General features: G+C 62.1%; 19 protein-coding genes. 8 read left to right on the forward strand and 11 right to left on the reverse strand.

All coding sequences use genetic code 11. The features are described from left to right. Positions 1-36 precede the first annotated feature (36 nt). Complete coding sequence (locus AC0L3H_RS22430) at positions 37-1,920, forward strand: ABC transporter ATP-binding protein (RefSeq protein ID WP_473586927.1); 1,884 nt, start codon at positions 37-39, stop codon at positions 1,918-1,920. 31 nt (positions 1,921-1,951) lie between these two features. Continuing rightward, positions 1,952-2,266, forward strand: a complete 315-nt coding sequence (locus AC0L3H_RS22435; protein WP_473519242.1) for a DUF6665 family protein — start codon at positions 1,952-1,954, stop codon at positions 2,264-2,266. 232 nt (positions 2,267-2,498) lie between these two features. Here AC0L3H_RS22435 and AC0L3H_RS22440 read toward each other — a convergent pair whose 3' ends face one another. Both AC0L3H_RS22440 and AC0L3H_RS22445 read right to left on the reverse strand, forming a co-directional pair. Beyond that, on the reverse strand, positions 2,499-3,671 hold the full coding sequence (locus tag AC0L3H_RS22440) for a tetratricopeptide repeat protein (protein ID WP_473586928.1): 1,173 nt from the start codon (positions 3,669-3,671) through the stop codon (positions 2,499-2,501). Next, positions 3,592-4,170 carry a winged helix-turn-helix domain-containing protein gene (locus tag AC0L3H_RS22445; RefSeq protein WP_473586929.1) on the reverse strand — a complete coding sequence of 193 codons (579 nt, stop codon included), beginning with the start codon at positions 4,168-4,170 and terminating at the stop codon, positions 3,592-3,594. Before AC0L3H_RS22445 ends, AC0L3H_RS22440 begins: the two co-directional genes overlap by 80 nt. 88 nt (positions 4,171-4,258) lie before the next feature. Here AC0L3H_RS22445 and AC0L3H_RS22450 point away from each other — a divergent pair, with 88 nt between their 5' ends. After that, positions 4,259-4,624 (forward strand): hypothetical protein, encoded by a 366-nt coding sequence (locus AC0L3H_RS22450; protein WP_473586930.1) that lies wholly within the window; start codon positions 4,259-4,261, stop codon positions 4,622-4,624. Between the two features lie 300 nt (positions 4,625-4,924). Here the strand turns inward: AC0L3H_RS22450 and AC0L3H_RS22455 are convergent, their stop codons facing one another. Continuing rightward, positions 4,925-5,269 (reverse strand): cupin domain-containing protein, encoded by a 345-nt coding sequence (locus tag AC0L3H_RS22455; protein ID WP_473586962.1) that lies wholly within the window; start codon positions 5,267-5,269, stop codon positions 4,925-4,927. Between the two features lie 302 nt (positions 5,270-5,571). Between AC0L3H_RS22455 and petA the strand changes: the two genes are divergently transcribed. The 4 genes from petA (at position 5,572) to AC0L3H_RS22475 (ending at position 9,189) form a co-directional block, all read left to right on the forward strand. Continuing rightward, entirely contained in the window at positions 5,572-6,132 is a 561-nt protein-coding gene (gene petA / locus AC0L3H_RS22460) for a ubiquinol-cytochrome c reductase iron-sulfur subunit (protein ID WP_077380015.1), read from the forward strand. Between the two features lie 17 nt (positions 6,133-6,149). After that, positions 6,150-7,454: a cytochrome b gene (locus AC0L3H_RS22465; RefSeq protein ID WP_091598435.1), complete on the forward strand. Its 1,305-nt coding sequence runs from the start codon at positions 6,150-6,152 to the stop codon at positions 7,452-7,454. 89 nt (positions 7,455-7,543) lie between these two features. Continuing rightward, a complete protein-coding gene (locus tag AC0L3H_RS22470) occupies positions 7,544-8,416 on the forward strand; it encodes a cytochrome c1 (RefSeq protein ID WP_091598432.1) in 873 nt (290 codons plus the stop codon). Positions 8,417-8,643: 227 nt separating this feature from the next. Then, on the forward strand, positions 8,644-9,189 hold the full coding sequence (locus AC0L3H_RS22475) for an adenine phosphoribosyltransferase (RefSeq protein ID WP_029349931.1): 546 nt from the start codon (positions 8,644-8,646) through the stop codon (positions 9,187-9,189). A 165-nt stretch (positions 9,190-9,354) separates the two neighbouring features. Here AC0L3H_RS22475 and AC0L3H_RS22480 read toward each other — a convergent pair whose 3' ends face one another. From AC0L3H_RS22480 to AC0L3H_RS22510, 7 genes are all read right to left on the reverse strand, one after another. Then, positions 9,355-9,825: a MaoC family dehydratase gene (locus AC0L3H_RS22480; protein WP_091598427.1), complete on the reverse strand. Its 471-nt coding sequence runs from the start codon at positions 9,823-9,825 to the stop codon at positions 9,355-9,357. Then, entirely contained in the window at positions 9,822-10,301 is a 480-nt protein-coding gene (locus AC0L3H_RS22485; protein ID WP_287316643.1) for a MaoC family dehydratase, read from the reverse strand. Before AC0L3H_RS22485 ends, AC0L3H_RS22480 begins: the two co-directional genes overlap by 4 nt. Before the next feature lie 127 nt (positions 10,302-10,428). Further along, positions 10,429-11,403 (reverse strand): magnesium/cobalt transporter CorA, encoded by a 975-nt coding sequence (gene corA / locus AC0L3H_RS22490; RefSeq protein ID WP_473586931.1) that lies wholly within the window; start codon positions 11,401-11,403, stop codon positions 10,429-10,431. Between the two features lie 391 nt (positions 11,404-11,794). Next, complete coding sequence (ychF, locus tag AC0L3H_RS22495; protein WP_473586932.1) at positions 11,795-12,898, reverse strand: redox-regulated ATPase YchF; 1,104 nt, start codon at positions 12,896-12,898, stop codon at positions 11,795-11,797. Between the two features lie 97 nt (positions 12,899-12,995). Continuing rightward, positions 12,996-13,721, reverse strand: coding sequence for an aminoacyl-tRNA hydrolase (gene pth, locus AC0L3H_RS22500; RefSeq protein WP_473586933.1), 726 nt, complete (start codon positions 13,719-13,721; stop codon positions 12,996-12,998). Between the two features lie 22 nt (positions 13,722-13,743). After that, complete coding sequence (locus AC0L3H_RS22505) at positions 13,744-14,385, reverse strand: 50S ribosomal protein L25/general stress protein Ctc (RefSeq protein ID WP_473586934.1); 642 nt, start codon at positions 14,383-14,385, stop codon at positions 13,744-13,746. A gap of 320 nt (positions 14,386-14,705) precedes the next feature. Next, the gene (locus AC0L3H_RS22510) at positions 14,706-15,209 is read right to left on the reverse strand and encodes a DUF2938 domain-containing protein (protein ID WP_473586935.1); all 504 of its coding nucleotides are present in this window, start codon (positions 15,207-15,209) and stop codon (positions 14,706-14,708) included. A gap of 21 nt (positions 15,210-15,230) precedes the next feature. On the opposite strand from AC0L3H_RS22510, the gene AC0L3H_RS22515 reads away from it, so the two are divergent. After that, complete coding sequence (locus tag AC0L3H_RS22515) at positions 15,231-15,995, forward strand: ArsR/SmtB family transcription factor (RefSeq protein ID WP_473586936.1); 765 nt, start codon at positions 15,231-15,233, stop codon at positions 15,993-15,995. Between the two features lie 42 nt (positions 15,996-16,037). Here the strand turns inward: AC0L3H_RS22515 and AC0L3H_RS22520 are convergent, their stop codons facing one another. Further along, entirely contained in the window at positions 16,038-17,288 is a 1,251-nt protein-coding gene (locus AC0L3H_RS22520; protein ID WP_473586937.1) for an MFS transporter, read from the reverse strand. Between the last annotated feature and the right edge of the window lie 18 nt (positions 17,289-17,306).

Genomic DNA, 17,306 nt, shown 5'->3' on the forward strand with positions numbered 1-17,306 from the left:
GCCGCAGAATGATGGCACCAGAATGATGGCCGCCGAATGATGATTGCCGTCTATCGCTGGTTCGAGAACTGGGTTTATCCGTTCAGGGAGCCCGCGGACCTTCGGCCACCGGTCAGCGTCAGCGGTTTCCTCTGGCACTATGTCGGCCAGGCGAAGATCGCCTTCTTCGCCATGCTTGTCATCGGCGGCATTGCGCCGCTGGTCGAGGCTGGGTTGTTCTACTTCGTCGGCAGGCTGGTCGACATTCTCGACCAGCTTCCCGGCGAGCGCAGCTGGGACGCGCTGTGGACTGCCGCCGGCCCCGAACTTGTCTTCATGGCCGCCGTGGTGCTGGTCATCCGCACCATCGTCGTCGGCCTGGCGGCGCTGGTCGACGAGCAGACTATCACCCCCGGCTTCTACAACCTGGTGCGCTGGCAGGCGCACCGCCATGTCTCGCGCCAGTCCTACAACTTCTTCCAGAACGATTTCGCCGGCCGCATCGCAACAAAAGTCTGGCAGGCCGGGCAGGCGACCGGCGATTTGATGCAAAGCTTCATCGAGGTCGTCTGGTTCATGGTCGTCTATACGGTGACGACGCTGGTGCTGGTCGCCGGCCTCGACTTGCGGCTGGCGGCGCTGGTGGTGATCTGGATCACCGCCTTCGGCTGGCTGGCCAGGCGCTATCTGCCGGCGATCCGCAAGCATGCCGAGCAAACCGCAGAGGCCGGTTCGATGATCACCGGCCGCTTCGTCGATTCCTACTCGAACGTGCAGACGCTGAAGCTGTTCTCCGCCGATGGCGACGACCGATACATCAGGAGCGGCTTCAATATCTATCTCGATGCGCTGCGCCCGTTCACCCGCAGGCTGACCGGCGTGCGCATGGCGCTGACGACGCTGTCGGGGATCATGATCACCGCGATCGCCTGTTTTGCCGTCTATCTCTGGATCGAAGGCTCGATCACCGTCGGCGCCGTCGCCTTCACGCTGTCCCTGGTGTTGCGGCTCAACATGCTGCTCGGCCGGCTGATGATGCAGCTCAACAGCATCCTGCGGAATCTCGGCGTGCTGGAAAACTCGAAGGCGCTGATCTCGCAGCCGCTCGGCCTGACCGATGCGCCCGACGCCAAGGAGCTTGTCGTGACCGGCGGCCGGATCGAAGTGAACAATGTCGAGTTCCACTACGGCAAGGGATTCGGCGTGCTCAACGGCATCGATCTTGTCGTGCGGCCGGGCGAGAAGGTCGGACTGGTCGGTCCGTCCGGCGCCGGCAAGACGACGCTGGCCAATCTGATCCTGCGCCTCTACGAGCTTGAGGCCGGCAAGATCACCATCGACGGCCAGGACGTCTCGAAGGTGACGCAGAATTCGCTGCGTGCCAACATCGGCGTCGTCAGCCAGGATACCGCGCTTTTCCACCGTTCCTTGCGCGACAACATCAAGCTCGGCATGCCGGAAGCAACCGACGCCGAGGTGATCGCGGCCGCGAAGAAGGCCGAGGCGCACGACTTCATCCTCGACTTGCGCGACAATCGCGATCGCCAGGGCTATGAGGCCTTTGTCGGCGAGCGCGGCGTGAAATTGTCCGGCGGCCAGCGCCAGCGCGTGGCGATCGCCCGCGTCTTCCTCAAGGACGCGCCGATCCTGATACTCGACGAGGCGACGTCGGCGCTCGATTCCGACATCGAGGCGGCCATCCAGGAAAACCTGGCGCGGCTGATGGAGAACAAGACGGTCATCGCCATCGCGCACCGGCTGTCGACCATCGCTGCACTCGATCGCCTGGTGGTGCTCGACGGGGGTCGCATCGTCGAGCAAGGCACGCATGACGAGTTGGTGGCGCTAGACGGGCTCTATGCGCGGTTGTGGAAGCGGCAGTCCGGCGGCTTCCTGTTCAACGAGGAGCGCGTGCTGGAGGAGACGCGGCCGGCGGAGTAGGGCCATATTTCAGCAAAAACCGGAGTGAATCATGTCGGTGCGAATGCCATCGAATTTCGGACGGTCGGGGGCGCAGGAGAGCGCGCTCGACCTGCTCGGCAATGAAATCCTCGGCGAAAAGGCGGCGGCGCTCGGCCGCGCCGGCCGACGCGTGGATGAGACGCTGGCGAGATTGCGAGAGCATGGCGACGATGGCGAGCATCGCGCCCGGCTGCTCAAGGACGCGGCCGAGGCGGTCCACGCCTACTTCATCCAGCGCGAATTGTGCGGCTTGCGCAAGCACGACGCAGTGATCCGGGAATACAATATTCCCAAGGCCGTGCTGGCCAGGCTTGGCGCGAAATAGACAATGGTGTTGAAAATCTCGTGCTACCGAAGAGGAAATACCGACTTCGACCCGTTCCAGAAGCTCGAGTGCGAGCGCATTATGGCGCAAGTCGGCCCTATTGCCGGCTTTCCCGCACCAATGTTCCTGGCAAAGGGTGATGCCGCTTTGAGGACAATCAGCGCTTATACGTCCAAAGACTTGAAAGGTTTAGCGGCCAATCGGTCTTCTGCCGGGCGGCAAAAGGTCGGCGTCACTCCGGCAAACCCGCGAACCGCATGTGTTCGATCCAGCGCTCCAGGCTGGGAGCGGCCCACATCTTCTCCCACTGCTTGCGTTGTTTGCTGATGGAGTCGCCGGGCGAGTCATTGAGGAAAACCGCAAGCGCTTCCTTTGCCTCCCTCTCGTTTCCCAGGCAGGCGTGGATCCCCGCAAGCATTCGATGAGCGCCGCTCGGCATTCTGGCCATTTTCCGCATCGCCGTCAGCGCAGCCTCGCAATCGTTCTTTTCCCACAGCGCCCAGCCCATGTCCCAGTGGTACCAGTCAGGATGGAAAGGATCGATGCCCTTGGCCTGCTCGATCCGATCGATCGCTTCGTCGATTCGGCCGGCAAAGATCAGCGGGGACGCACTGCCGGCGAGGATATTCGAGGCGCTGGGATTCAGCGCGATCGCTTGATCGTACCGAGCAATGGCCTGCTCGATCTCTCCGGCTTCGGTATGAATTTTGGCGCGGACATAATGCGCGTTGGCATCGTCCGGAGCGAGCAGGATTGCCTTGTCCGCGTATTCGGCGCCGCGCTTCAACGCCTCGTCGGGGTTGTTCTCCTGCTTGTGCCAGAATAGCGCGTCATTGCGATAGGCAAAGGCCATCCCGATATAGCCGTACTGGGAGTCTGGATCCGCTTCGACCGCCTTGAGGCTGAACTGCCGTAGTAGCTCGTTCCCCGCGGCAGAGAAGTCCTTGTCGGTCTCGGCAAACCCCATCTGGACATAGCTCAGTGCGCTGACCTGCGCGGCGTCGCTCTGTGGCAGCGGGCGCTCGATCCTGCGCCCGACCCGATCCGCAAGCGTGCGGATGATCTCCTCCTGGACGACAAAAAGATCGCCAATCTCGCGGTTGTAGGTGTTGGCCCAGACATGCGATCCGTCATGCGCGTTCAGCAACTGGGCCGTCACTTTCAGCCGGTTTCCGATCTTCTGCTGGCTGCCTTCGAGCAGGTAGTCGACGCCGAGCTCATCTCCAATCTGCCTGGCGTCGACCGGCTGGTCGCGGTACCTGAAGCTCGAGTTCCGGGCGATGACGGCATAAGTCTTGCTCCGCGCCAACTCGGTGATGATGCCCTCAGCGACGGCATCGCTGAGATAACCCTTGTCCGCACCGGTACTGAAGTCGTCGAAGGCAAGGATCGCAATCCTCGGCATGTCGCTCGAAGGAACCGGAGCGACTCGCCAAGTCTCCGTGCCGTAGTATGCGCCGATGGCTGCCGCAACGAGAACGAGTGCGGCAAGAATGAAGACGCGTCGCGAGAATCGTGTCCTGCCTGGTTCCCGGCCGGGACGCGGCGTTTGGCTCCGCCGCGTCCGATGGATCGGCGTTCAGCCGGTAGCCTCTCTTCGGAAGGGTTTGCACGATCATGTGCTTGTCGTCTCCCAGCGCGCGGCGAATATCGGCAATGCATTGGGTGAGGCTGTCGTCGGTGACGAAGGTATCGGGCCAAACCGCCTGCATCAGCGCATCCTTGGACACGATCTCGCCCGGTTGCGCCGCAAGCGCGGAGAGCACCTCGGCGGACTGGCTGCGAAGATTGACCGCTTTGCCTTCGAGGGTTCGGAGTTCCTTGCATTTCGTCAGGAAGACAAAACCGCGAAACGTGATCGTTTCAGCAGATTTCAGGTCAATTTCAGGGGCCGTTCGGGACATTTCACCTTCCTGGCGCGCTTCCTAGTTTAGCCCATTCGACCGGCGCCTCCAAGCGATCCTTGCAGCACCGGATGGAACGGAGGACGAAATGAATCGCACCAAGCTCATCATTGCTCTGGCGCTTCTTTTGGCAGCGCAAACCGCTGCAACAGCGGATTCCCGCACCGCACGAATCTGTGGCTCTGATCATGTCAACGAGGTTGCCTCGGACGACGTTCGTCCCAACTCCGGCAGTCACAATGTCGCCAGCCTGAAGTCGATGGATGACCGCGCCATGTTCACCGCTATCGCTGTCGCAATCCATCTGACCAACCAGGGGAAGCTAATCACGCTCCCCCAGGTGAAACCCATGACCTCCATGGCCGAATGCAGAGCTTGGACCCATCAACAGGAGTTCATGCGTGTACTCCCCGGCTACCTCGCCACCTTCCATTACTGCGACTGCGCATCTTGAGGCGACATTTCCCGGGGTGGCGCGAATGTTTTGGATGAGCTGAGGCGGCACCCAAGCGAAGATCCGCAAGATTCCAGAAAATCGGATCTTCGCTTACACGAGCTGCCACGCATCATCGAATGTCAGTTTTGGTTCTCAATCCTGCTACAGATGACAATTCCTGGTACTTCCGCTCTCCACCAAAGCAGTTGTAACCTCGGGTACCAAGCGTCAGATTTTTACCACTAGTTCGACCATGATCTTTTCCGAAAACCGCTTTCCGGTTTTCGCTGACGCGGACCTTCGGTTCGTGATCATGGCCTACTCGAGCCATTCGGTGATGAAACTGCCGTTTTCGTGGATGTCGGTGGTCTCCAGCGGGCCGGGGCCGAGATTGGTGAATTTGTGCGGCGTGTTCGGCGGCACGATCAGGATCTGGCCAGCCGACGCCTCGATCTGCCGGTCGCCGACGGTGAACAGCCCGGTGCCCGTGCGGATGATGAAAATCTCGCAATAGGGATGCATGTGCAGCCGCGGGCCGCCGCCGATCTCCGGCAGATGGTTGAAGATCAGGCAGCTTCTGGAGCCGTAGGCGCCGCACTGCAGTTCACCCTGCCAATGGTCGGGGCTCCTGGCCCATTTGTCGCGGTCGATGACATGCGCCATGAGCCGAGGATAGACCGAGGCTGGGTCTCCTGTCGAGGCAAACACCGGCGCCGGTTTTGCCATTGTTTTCCTGTGGCTTCGCCGTCTTCGTCGCCATGCCGCCCGCCGTCGAATTGCGTCCCCGCGACAATCTGCCCTTGTGCCTTCACCCGTCTGGACAAAAACGGGCTTCACGCATAAACCGAAGGCCAATTGCCGGAGGAATTCGCTAGCCTGTTCGCCATGCGCTGTCGGGTTGGCGTGAAAGAGCGGGGAACAAGCCTCGGCCACCGGCACGGAAGAGGCGAAAGGATCAGGCACCCGTGAGCGCAACCGACATCCAGGATCCCAACCGTCGTGATTTTCTCTACGTCGCCACGGGCATGGCCGCGGTGGTCGGCGCGGGCGCCGTCGCCTGGCCGTTCATCGACCAGATGCGCCCGGATGCCTCGACGCTGGCGCTGGCCTCGGTAGAGGTCGACGTCTCCTCGCTGACTCCGGGAACGTCGCTTGTGGTGAAATGGCGAGGCAAGCCGGTGGTGGTGCGCAACCGCACCGAACAAGAGATGAAGGACGGCGAGGCGGTCAATCTGGCCGAGCTCAAGGATCCGCTCGCCCGCAACGCCAATCTGCCGGCCGATGCGCCGGCGACCGACGCCAACCGTACCACGCCGGGCAAGGAGGCCTGGATGGTGATGGTCCAGGTCTGCACCCATCTCGGCTGCATTCCGCTCGGCCAGGAAGGCGAGTTCGGCGGCTGGTTCTGCCCGTGCCACGGTTCGACATACGACACCGCCGGCCGCGTCCGCGGCGGACCGGCGCCGGAGAACATGTCGGTGCCGGTATTCCAGTTCATTTCCGACACCAAGATCCGTATCGGCTGAGGCGAGGGGACATTTCGATGAGCGAGGGACACTCGACCTATACGCCAAAGACCGGTATCGGACGCTGGGTCGACGCCCGCATGCCGCTGCCGCGGCTGGTCTATGACAGCTTCGTCGCCTATCCGGTGCCGCGCAACCTCAATTATGCGTGGACCTTCGGCGGCATCCTGGCGCTCATGCTGGCGGCGCAGATGCTGACCGGCATCGTGCTGGCCATGCACTACGCGGCGGACAGCAGTCTCGCCTTCGATTCGGTCGAGAAGATCATGCGCGACGTGAATTCAGGCTGGCTGCTGCGCTATCTGCATTCGAACGGCGCGTCGTTCTTCTTCGTCGCCGTCTACATCCACATCTTCCGCGGCCTCTATTACGGCTCCTACAAGGCGCCGCGCGAGCTTCTGTGGATCCTCGGCTGCATCATCTATCTCCTGATGATGGCGACAGGCTTCATGGGCTATGTGCTGCCCTGGGGACAGATGTCGTTCTGGGGCGCGACCGTCATCACCGGCTTCTTCACCGCCATTCCGCTGGTCGGCGAATGGATCCAGCAGCTTCTGCTCGGCGGCTTCGCTGTCGACAACCCGACGCTGAACCGTTTCTTTTCACTGCACTACCTGCTGCCGTTCATGATCGCCGGCGTCGTCGTGCTGCACATATGGGCGCTGCATGTGGTCGGGCAGTCGAACCCGACCGGCATCGAGGTCAAATCGAAGACCGATACCGTCGCCTTCACGCCTTACGCGACCATCAAGGACGCGTTCGGGATGCTGGTGTTTCTGTTCATCTTCGCCTATTTCGTCTTCTACCTGCCGAACTTTCTCGGCCATCCGGACAACTACGTCGTCGCCGACCCGCTGAAGACGCCGGCCCACATCGTGCCGGAATGGTACTTCCTGCCGTTCTACGCGATCCTGCGCGCCATCACCTTCAATATCGGGCCGATCAACTCCAAGCTCGGTGGCGTGCTCGCGATGTTCGGCTCCATCGCCATGCTGTTCCTGGTGCCGTGGCTCGACACCTCGAAGGTGCGCTCGGCAGTCTACCGGCCTTGGTACAAGCTGTTCTTCTGGCTGTTCGTGATCGACGCCGTCCTGCTTGGCTGGCTGGGCTCGCAGCCGGCTGAAGGCAGCTACGTCTTCATGGCGCAGATGGCGACATTGTTCTACTTCGCCTTCTTCCTGGTCGTGCTGCCGGTGCTGGGCCTGGTCGAGAAGCCGCGGCGATTGCCGAACTCGATCACCGAGGCAGTTCTCGAGAAGAACAAGGGTGGCGGTGGCGGGCATCCGGCTCGCGCGACAGCCGCGCCGGAAACCAAGGGCTGAGCATGACGCCGAAAAGTGGAGACCGGTTTTCGGACAAGATCATGCTCGAGACGACGACAGCGCGCCAGAGAATCTCAAGGGGATTTGGTATGAAGACGATTCTCACCTCGCTGGCGCTGCTCGGCCTTGTGCTGGCAGGCACCGCGGCCGCGACCACCGGGGCGATCGCCCAGGAGGAGGCGCACAGCGAAGCCGCGCCGACGCATTTCCCGATACACCAGCCGAAGGAGATGGACTGGAGCTTCGCCGGGCCTTTCGGCACCTACGACAAGGCGCAGTTGCAGCGCGGGCTGAAGGTCTTCAAGGAAGTTTGCGCCACCTGCCATTCGATGAAATTGGTGGCGTTTCGCACGCTGGAAGACCTTGGCTATTCGGAAGCGCAGGTCAAGGCGCTGGCCGCCGAGTACACGATCAACGACGGTCCCAACGATGCCGGCGACATGTTCGAGCGTCCCGGCATACCGTCCGACCATTTCCCGGCGCCGTTCCCCAACGACCAGGCAGCAGCGGCCGCCAATGGCGGGGCTGCGCCGCCCGATATGTCGCTGCTGGCCAAGGCGCGCGGCGTCACGCGCGGTTTTCCGCAATTCGTCTTCGACATCTTCACGCAATACGCCCAGGGCGGTCCCGACTACATCCACTCGCTGCTGACCGGCTATGACGAGCAGCCGCCGGCGGGCATGGAGATACCGGAAGGCACCCACTACAATCCGTACTTCATAGCCGGCGTCTCGCTGAAGATGCCCAACCCGCTTTCCGACGATCAGGTGACCTATGACGACGGCTCGCCGCAGACGGTCGACCAGTATTCCCGCGACGTGTCGGCCTTCCTGATGTGGGCAGCCGAGCCGCATCTGGAAGCCCGCAAGAAAACCGGCTTTCGCGTGCTGGTTTTCCTGTTGCTGTTCGGCGCGCTGGTCTATCTGACCAAGCGCAAGGTGTGGGCCGGCGTGGCGCACTGAGCTACGGAAAACCACGAAATCGAAAGGGCGTCGATGGGCGCCCTTTTTGCATGTTCTGAGGACTGCCTCCGAAGACCGCCTCCGAAGGTAGCCGGCTCCGGTCCTTTGCCGGACAATTTTCTTCCAGGCGCCACATCGCGGTAGCCGTCGCCGGCCGCGCCGAGTTACGATCGGCCGAAATTCCCTTTCATGTCTTCAAGTCGGACGAACGCCCGGAGAGCCGCCCCATGAAACCTTCGCTCGAAGACACGCTGCTTGCCGCAATCCGCACCATTCCGGACTATCCGAAGCCGGGCATCCTGTTTCGCGACATCACCACGCTGCTAAGCAATGCGCGCGCCTTCCGCCGCGCCATCGACGAGCTGGTGCATCCCTATGCCGGCCAGAAGGTCGACAAGATCGCCGGCATCGAGGCGCGCGGTTTCATCCTTGGCGGCGCCGTCGCCCACCAGCTCTCGGCCGGCTTCGTGCCGATCCGCAAGAAGGGCAAGCTGCCTTACGAGACGGTGCGCGTCGCCTACAGCCTCGAATACGGGCTGGACGAGATGGAGATGCACAGGGATGGCGTATCTCCGGGTGAGAAGGTGATCCTCGTCGACGATTTGATCGCCACCGGCGGCACGGCAGAGGCAGCGGTCAAGCTGCTGCGGCAGATCGGCGCCGACATCCTCGCCGCCTGCTTCGTCATCGACCTGCCGGACCTCGGTGGTCGCGAGAAGCTCGAGGCGCTCGGCGTGCCGGTCAGGACGCTGATCGGGTTCGAAGGGCATTGAAGTGCTCTTTCCTTCTCCCTTGTGGGAGAAGGTGGCCTCGCGAAGCGAGGTCGGATGAGGGGTGTTCCAGCTTGGCACCCCGCGCTCCGGCCAGCACCCCTCATCCGTCTTGTCGCTTCGCGACAATCCACCTTCTCCCACAAGGGGAGAAGGGAAAACGGCGCCTCACTCCACCTTCACCAGCACGGCGCTTTCGAACTCGATGACCTTGTCGCCGGTCGAATCGAAAGCTTCCGAGCGCAGTGTCAGCACTCGCCAGCCCGGCCGCGATGCGATGGGGCGGTGGGCAAGCGCGGTGCGGGTGAAGGTCACGGTTTCTCCGGCATAGACGGGTTTTAGCCATTTGAGGTTCTTGAAGCCGGGCGAGGGGCCGAATTCGGGGGCGGGCCCAGCGCCGGCCCAGCGGACGCCCTCGGCCTCCACGCCGGTCTCGAGGTTCAGCTTCATCCAGGTTGCAGCTGTGTGCCAGCCGGAGGCGCACAGGCCGCCGAACACGCTGTTCTTCGCCGCCTCTTCGTCGAGATGGAATATCTGCGGATCGTATTTCCTGGCGAACGCCTTGATCGCCTCGGGCTCGAATCTGTGCGAGCCGAGGGTGACGGTGACGCCGATGCAGAAGAACTCGTCCAATGTCATGAGCGGCCCTGTGCGGCATCACGGGCGAGGAACATGACCGTGTTCTCGAGTTCGAAGACGCCTTCGCCACGCTGGTTGAAAAGCTCGCTGCGCAAAGTGACGAGACCGAGCTGCGGCTTGGATCTGGACAGACGCTTGGCAAGGACGGTGGTGCTGCCGCTCAAGATGTCGCCGGCCAGCACCGGCCTCTTCCACCGGACCTGATCAACACCAGGGGCGCCCTGCGAGGTCGAGTCCAGCAGGAAGGCGTCGCACAGCATGCGCATGAACATCGCGCAGGTGTGCCAGCCGGAGGCCGCCAGCCCGCCAAGGATGCTGGCCCTGCCCGCCGCTTCGTCGAGATGCATCGGCTGCGCGTCGAACTCTTGCGCGAATTCGATGATTTCGGCCGCACTCACCAGCTTCGTGCCGAGGTCGAGCGAGGCGCCCTCGACGAAATCCTCATAGGCCCAGGTCTTTTCGTTCTTTCCGGTCATGGTCTGGAATCCGGTTCAAGATTGTACGATCGCCACGGATCGGGTTTCCCGGATGCAGGCGGGGCGGTCAAGTTATTTCTGGTGCGCCAGGCCATCACGCTCAACGGGAATGGAAGCTCCGAAGCCTCTACAGCCAGCCGCGGCGGCGGAAATACCAGAAGGGCAGGATCGCCGAGAGGATCATTAAGACGATGGCGAAAGGATAGCCGAAGTTCCAGGTCAGTTCGGGCATGACATTGAAATTCATGCCGTAGATCGAGGCGACCAGCGTCGGCGGCAGGAAGATGACCGCGGCGACGGAAAAGATCTTGATGATGGCGTTCTGCTCGATCGAGATCATGCCGAGCGTCGCGTCGAGCAGGAAGTTGATCTTCTGCGACAGGAAGGTGGCGTGGTCGGCGAGCGACAGCACATCGCGCGACAGGGTCTTGATGCGCGCGCGGATGTCCTTGCTCATCTTGGTCTGGGTCGAGGCGTGGGTGAGGAAGCCGGCGAGCCGCTGCAGCGAGATCAGGCTGTCGCGGATCGAGGAGGCGATGTCCTCCTTGCGGCCGATGGCTTTCAGCAATTCCTGAAAATCGCGATTGCGCTTCGACGCCTTGGTCGAGCTTGGCTGGAAGATGTCGCGCGAGATCGCCTCGATGTCGCGGCCGGCGCGCTCCAGAATGTCGGCGAGGCGGTCAACGATCGCCTCCAGCAGGCCGATCAGGATGGTGTCGCCACTGGTGCAGCCGGTCGCCACCTTCTCGGCACGCTGCGGAAACGTCTTGAAGGCCTTCGGTTCGTGGTAGCGCACGGTGATCAGCCTGTTGCCGGCCAGCACGAAGGTGACCGGCGACATCAGGGGATCGTCGGCCTCGGTCTGGGCCGGCAGAATGGCGGTCATGAAATAGGCGCCGTCCTCGACATAGAGGCGGCTCGAAATCTCGATCTCCTCCATCTCCTCGCGCGTCGGAATGGCAACGCCGAGCCAGGCCTCGATGGTCGCTTCCTCTTCCTTTGTCGGGCTCACAAGATCGGCCCAGACGACCTGGTCGCTGTTTGCCAGGAGATCGTCGGCAAGGCGCAGGCGATCATTGTCGACGACGAATGCCTTAATCATCGCCGGTCTCCGTTGCTGAGGCCAAAAGGATAGGTTGGAGCGGGCGCGTCGTTTCGGATTGCACGCGCTTTCGACGAAAGCCGGGGCCGGGTGCAGGCGCCCCTTAGACCGGGCATTGCGGGCAGTCAAGCCGCTCCGGAACGGCTCTTCCTTCTCCCCTTGTGGGAGAAGGTGGCCTCGCGAAGCGAGGTCGGATGAGACACATCGCCCGGCGCCGGGCGCCATCGTAGATGAAAGGTGCGCGGGCCGCTTTCTCTGGTATATCGGTTTTAAAATCGAGCCCTTGGCCCAAGTCGCTATCCGATTGAAATAAAACAGAGTTTGAAGTTACTTTCATGGCAGGGGTGTTCCAGCTTGGCACCAGAGAAGGAAGAAGGCGCCGTCGGTCAGCTCAGGTGTTGAACTTGAACAGCATGATGTCGCCGTCCTGGACGACATACTCCTTGCCTTCGTCGCGCGCCTTGCCGGCTTCCTTGGCCGCCACTTCGCCGCCCAGCGCGACGAAGTCGTTGTAGGCGATGGTCTGGGCGCGGATGAAGCCGCGCTCGAAATCGGTGTGGATGACGCCTGCCGCCTGTGGCGCCTTGGCGCCCTTGTGCACGGTCCAGGCGCGCGTCTCCTTCGGCCCGACGGTGAAATAGGTGATGAGCTGCAGCAGCTCGTAGCCGGCGCGGATGACCTTGTTCAGGCCGGGTTCCTCAAGGCCCAGCGTTGCCAAAAATTCCATTTCCTCTTCGTCGCTGAGTTGCGCGACCTCGGCTTCGATCGCCGCCGAAATCACCACGGTGCGGGCGCCCTGCGCGGCAGCCATCTGTTCGACCGCTTTGGTGTGTGCGTTGCCGGTGGCAGCATCGGCCTCGGCGACATTGCAGACATAGAGCACGGGGTGCGATGTCAGCAGGTTCAGCCCCTGCAGGATGCGCAGATCCTCCGCGGAGATGTTTTTGAGCAGGATGCGGGCCGGCTTGCCGGCCTGCAGGAGTTCAAGGGCGGCTTCCATCATCGGAAGCACGGTCAGCGCCTCCTTGTCCTTGCCGGAAGCGCGCTTGCGGAACTGCACGATGCGGCGCTCGAGGCTGTCGAGATCGGCGAGCATCAGCTCGGTCTCGACGGTTTCGGCGTCGGCGACGGGATCGATGCGGCCCTCGACATGGGTGATGTCGTCATCCTCGAAGCAGCGCAGCACATGGACGATGGCGTCGACCTCGCGGATATTGGCCAGGAACTGGTTGCCCAGCCCTTCGCCTTTCGAGGCGCCGCGCACCAGGCCGGCGATGTCGACGAACGAGATGCGGGTCGGGATGATCTCCTTCGACTTGCCGATCGCCGCGATTTTTTGCAGGCGCGGGTCGGGCACCGCGACTTCGCCGGTGTTCGGTTCGATGGTGCAGAACGGATAGTTGGCGGCCTGCGCCGCCGCCGTCCTGGTCAGCGCGTTGAAAAGCGTCGACTTGCCGACGTTGGGCAAGCCAACGATGCCGCATTTGAAACCCATTTTTATCCGGTCCTATCGGGAAATCGTAATTTGATGAGGGCTATGGGCGAAACGGGTGACGAACGTCAAGCCCTGCAGCCCCGATCCGTGGCCAGGCTCAATCCTTGCCGCCAAACAGCTTCTTCAGCATGGCGGCCATCGGGCCGGTTTCGGGCAGCTTGGCTGCCGGCTGCTGCGGCCGCGCCTGGCGAACGTGGCTTTGTGCTTTCGGCGCCTTGGGTGGTGGGCGGTCGTCGTCGCCCGTCGGCGCGAGCTTGTCGCGCAAGGCCAGCGTCACGCGATTCATGAAGGAATTGTCGTCGCCCTTGGCAAGCAGTCCGGCATCGTCGGCGATGGTGTCGAGCAGCACGTCCAGCCACTCGCGGTCGGCTTTGGCGAAATCGCCAAGCACATGGCCATGCACCATTTCCTTGACGCCGGGGTGGCTGACGCCAATGCGCACACGGCGGAAATCCTTGCCGACATGCTGCTCGAGCGAGCGGATACCGTTGTGGCCACCGGAACCGCCGCCGACCTTGACCCGCACCTTGCCGGCGGCAAGGTCGATCTCGTCATAAAGGACGGTCAGCGCCGAAGCGTCGAGCTTGTAAAAGCGCAGGGCCTCGCCGACCGACTGGCCGGACAGGTTCATGAAAGTCTGCGGCTTGATCAGGATGATTTTTTCGCCGGCAAGCGTGCCTTCGGCGACCAGGCCCTGGAACTTTTTCGACCAGGGCGAAAAGGAATGGCGGCGGGCGATTGCGTCCGCCGCCATGAAACCGACATTGTGCCGATTGTTGGCGTATTTCGCGCCCGGATTGCCGAGGCCTGCAAACAGCAGCATCGTCACCTCCGAGCGGAAAGGATTACTTCTCTTCGTCGGCAGGAGCCGCTTCGGGTTCAGCCGCTTCGACCGTCTCTTCCGCCTCCGGCTTCATCGCCGCGGAGCCGGCAATGGTCGCGACGGTGAAGTCGCGGTCGGAGATCACCGGCTTGACGCCGGCCGGCAGCTTGACCGCCGAGATGTGGATCGAATCGCCGATATCAGTGCCGGTGAGATCGACGGTGATGAATTCCGGGATCGCATTGGCCGGGCAGTGGAACTCGACCTCGTGACGCACGATGTTGAGCACGCCGCCGCGCTTGATGCCGGGCGACTTGTCCTCGTTGATGAAGTGGACCGGCACGTCGACATTGACTTCGGTGTCCTTGCCGATGCGCAGGAAGTCGACATGGACCGGAAAATCCTTGACCGGGTCGAGTTGGTAGTCCTTCGGCAGGACCTGGATCTTCTTGCCGTCGACATCGATCGTGGCGATCGTGGTCAGGAACCCGCCGCCATGGATCTTGTAGTAGATGTCCTTGTAGGTCAGCGTAATCGCCAGGGGAGGCTGCTTGTCGCCGTAGATTACTGCAGGCACTTTACCGTTGCGGCGAACTGCACGGGCGGACCCCTTACCGACCTGTTCGCGCGCTTCGGCCTTGAGCTCGTAAGAAGCTTGGCTCATGGCATTTCCTTTCGCGTTGTTCTGGAGCGTTCGCGGCCGGCGAGATGCCTGGGCCGTAAACGTCGAAAGCCGTCATGGCCTTACATGATCTGGTCCAAAATCTTTTTGGGATCACGTGAGGCCGGACAGCCTTCCGCCGCGTTGCCTCCAAGGGTGTCTACGCGGGTGGCGGCTCTATAGCGGAAGGTGGGGCGGGGTGCAAGCCAAAGGCGGGTGGCGAACGCGGGTGGGCAGTGTCTCGCTTTTTGAATTTCGTGCTTGCTCCCGCATTTGCAAAATATTGGGGTTGTGTCCTGAAAGCCGACCGCAATCGACCAGTATCAGATCGGGAACAGGTGTGCGGAAAACAATGCAGCGGCATACAGCCCGACGCCGAAGGACAGATGAGTGATGAGGCCGCGCAGACGCGCGGTGCTCGGATTGTGCGTTTTCGAGGCTGCAATTCCGGCTCCAAAGGCCGGCTGCATTATGAAAAACGGGGCAACGACAGTGGACATGCCGACAACAAGGGCGGGAAGCAATGTCGGGTCTCGTGCCCAGTCGAGGCCCCATACTGCCATCAGCAATGCAGCAAAGATGATGCCGATCGCGTAATGCGCGACCCAGCCAATCGGCGTTTCGCCGCGAATTCGGGGCGCCTGAGCGATATTCGTATGTGCGAAACGTCCTCGCGGAAAGTGGCCGATCCAGCGGCCGACCCAAGCATAATCAAGCGGCGGAATCGCCAACGTTCGTTTCAGAAACAATCCCCAGAGATCCATCACCGCCGTCGCCCCCGTTCCGATCGCGGCTGCGCGGACAACGAACTCCAACTGCTCGTTCATTTTTTTGCTCCTGCCTTGTCCATGCTTCCTGTCACGCGCCAGACACTAGCCGTTTCAAATAAAACGTTCAATGTATTGATTGATCGTTTGATTATTGTATCATGCGATATGAAAAGCGCAGATGTCCATCATCCGATCTTTGACGAAATAGCCGATCTCGCCCGCACGCTGGGGCATGCACACCGGCTGGTTCTTCTGCGCCACATTGCCGACGGCGAACTGGCCGTGGAGCAGCTGACGCAACTTTCCGGCATCGCCATGGCCAACACCTCGCAGCATCTTCAACAGCTCAAGCGGGCCGGCTTGGTGCAGACCCGGCGAGACGGGAAACGCGTGCTTTATCGTTTGGCCGATGGTCCAATCGAAAACGTGCTTGGGGCGCTGTGCAGCCTTGCGAACCACAGGCGCGAGCAAATCCGCGAGCTTATCGATGACACTATGAGCCGGCCGGACAGGCTGGAGAGCATCTCGCGCGAGGAACTGGTGCGCCGCATGCGGGACGACGAAGTCGTGCTGCTCGACGTCCGGCCGCAAGAGGAATACGCGGCCGGGCATTTGCCGGGTGCGATCAACATTCCCGTGGGTGAGTTGGAAGAGCGACTTGCGGAGCTTCCACGACAGAAGGTCATCGTCGCCTATTGTCGTGGTGTCCAGTGCGTTCTTTCTGCTGACGCGCTGGCAATCCTGAGGGCGCGAGGCTGGGCCTCACGCCGGTTCGAAGGCGGCTTTCCCGAGTGGCTGACCCCAAGCCTTGATGTCGACGGCATGAACTACGAAAGCGGCTGACAGAGCCGAAGCCGGCGTCGCCGGGGCAAGCCAACTCAAGGTTCACCCGATAGTGGTTCCAGCTTCGAGCTTCCTCGCCTCTTTCATGTTCGGCAAAAAAACCGTCAGCAGCCCGAGCAGCGGCAGATACGAGCAGACCTGAAAGACGAAGTCGATGCCTTTCATGTCGGCGACGACGCCGAGCACAGCGGCGGCTATGCCGCCCATGCCGAAGGCGAAGCCGAAGAAGATGCCGGCGATCATGCCGACGCGGCCGGGCACCAGTTCCTGGGCGAAGACGACGATGTTCGAGAAGGCCGAGGACAGGATCAGGCCGATCAGCACGGTCAGGATCATCGTCCATTCGAAATTTGCGTAGGGCAGGGCCAGCGTAAACGGCAGCACGCCGACGATCGAGAACCAGATCATCGGCTTCTGCCCGTAGCGGTCGCCGAACGGGCCGCCGAGCAGGATGCCCAGCGCCGAGGCGCCGAGGAACAGGAACAGCATGACCTGCGACATCTGCACCGAAACGCCGAATTTATCGATGGCGTAGAAGGTGTAGTAACTGGCGAGGCTGGCGACGTAGGCGTTTTTTGTCAGCACCAGCAAGGTCAGCACCGCCAGCGCGCCCATCACCCTGCGGCGCGGGAAGGGCGACACGAAGCCTGCCGCCTTGCGGTTGGCGAGCGAGGCGCGCAGCCGGCTGTACCAGCCGCCGACCCGCCACAGCACGACGATGCCGATCAGCGATCCGGCTGCGAACCAGGCAATGCTGGTCTGGCCGAAGGGCACGACGACGAAGGCGGCGAGCAGCGGCCCGATGGCCTGGCCGAGATTGCCGCCGACCTGGAATAGCGATTGCGCCAGGCCGAACCTGCCGCCCGAGGCGAAGCGGGCGATGCGCGAGGATTCCGGGTGGAAGATCGCCGAGCCGATGCCGATCAGCGACGCGCCGATCAGCAGCAGCCAATAGTGTCCGGCATAGGCCAGCACGACCAGGCCGATCAGTGAGGACGCCATGCCATAGGGCAGCGAATAGGGCATCGGCCGCTTGTCGGTGACCATGCCGATCAGCGGCTGCAGCAATGACGCCGTCACCTGGAAGGTGAAGGTCAAAAGACCGATCTGCCAGAAATCGAGACGGTAATTGTCCTTCAGCAGCGGATAGATGGCCGACAGCAGCGACTGCATGATGTCGTTGACACAATGGCAGAAGCTCACCGCAAGGATGACGGTGAAGGCCGTCGCTTGCGCCGAAGTGTGGCTGGCCGTCGCCGGCGTGGCGGCGGAGGTGGCTGTCGTATCAGTCAACGCAGGCTCCATGGTCTT

The sequence above is a fragment of the Mesorhizobium sp. WSM4816 genome, assembly GCF_055811535.1.

Coding starts and splice junctions, on each gene's coding strand:
- AC0L3H_RS22430 (WP_473586927.1), top strand. CDS start 37: ATGATGATTGCCGTCTATCGCTGGTTCGAGAACTGGGTTTATCCGTTC.
- AC0L3H_RS22435 (WP_473519242.1), top strand. CDS start 1,952: ATGTCGGTGCGAATGCCATCGAATTTCGGACGGTCGGGGGCGCAGGAG.
- AC0L3H_RS22440 (WP_473586928.1), bottom strand. CDS start 3,671: ATGCCGAGGATTGCGATCCTTGCCTTCGACGACTTCAGTACCGGTGCG.
- AC0L3H_RS22445 (WP_473586929.1), bottom strand. CDS start 4,170: ATGTCCCGAACGGCCCCTGAAATTGACCTGAAATCTGCTGAAACGATC.
- AC0L3H_RS22450 (WP_473586930.1), top strand. CDS start 4,259: ATGAATCGCACCAAGCTCATCATTGCTCTGGCGCTTCTTTTGGCAGCG.
- AC0L3H_RS22455 (WP_473586962.1), bottom strand. CDS start 5,269: ATGGCGCATGTCATCGACCGCGACAAATGGGCCAGGAGCCCCGACCAT.
- AC0L3H_RS22465 (WP_091598435.1), top strand. CDS start 6,150: ATGAGCGAGGGACACTCGACCTATACGCCAAAGACCGGTATCGGACGC.
- AC0L3H_RS22470 (WP_091598432.1), top strand. CDS start 7,544: ATGAAGACGATTCTCACCTCGCTGGCGCTGCTCGGCCTTGTGCTGGCA.
- AC0L3H_RS22475 (WP_029349931.1), top strand. CDS start 8,644: ATGAAACCTTCGCTCGAAGACACGCTGCTTGCCGCAATCCGCACCATT.
- AC0L3H_RS22480 (WP_091598427.1), bottom strand. CDS start 9,825: ATGACATTGGACGAGTTCTTCTGCATCGGCGTCACCGTCACCCTCGGC.
- AC0L3H_RS22485 (WP_287316643.1), bottom strand. CDS start 10,301: ATGACCGGAAAGAACGAAAAGACCTGGGCCTATGAGGATTTCGTCGAG.
- corA (WP_473586931.1), bottom strand. CDS start 11,403: ATGATTAAGGCATTCGTCGTCGACAATGATCGCCTGCGCCTTGCCGAC.
- ychF (WP_473586932.1), bottom strand. CDS start 12,898: ATGGGTTTCAAATGCGGCATCGTTGGCTTGCCCAACGTCGGCAAGTCG.
- pth (WP_473586933.1), bottom strand. CDS start 13,721: ATGCTGCTGTTTGCAGGCCTCGGCAATCCGGGCGCGAAATACGCCAAC.
- AC0L3H_RS22505 (WP_473586934.1), bottom strand. CDS start 14,385: ATGAGCCAAGCTTCTTACGAGCTCAAGGCCGAAGCGCGCGAACAGGTC.
- AC0L3H_RS22510 (WP_473586935.1), bottom strand. CDS start 15,209: ATGAACGAGCAGTTGGAGTTCGTTGTCCGCGCAGCCGCGATCGGAACG.
- AC0L3H_RS22515 (WP_473586936.1), top strand. CDS start 15,231: ATGCTTCCTGTCACGCGCCAGACACTAGCCGTTTCAAATAAAACGTTC.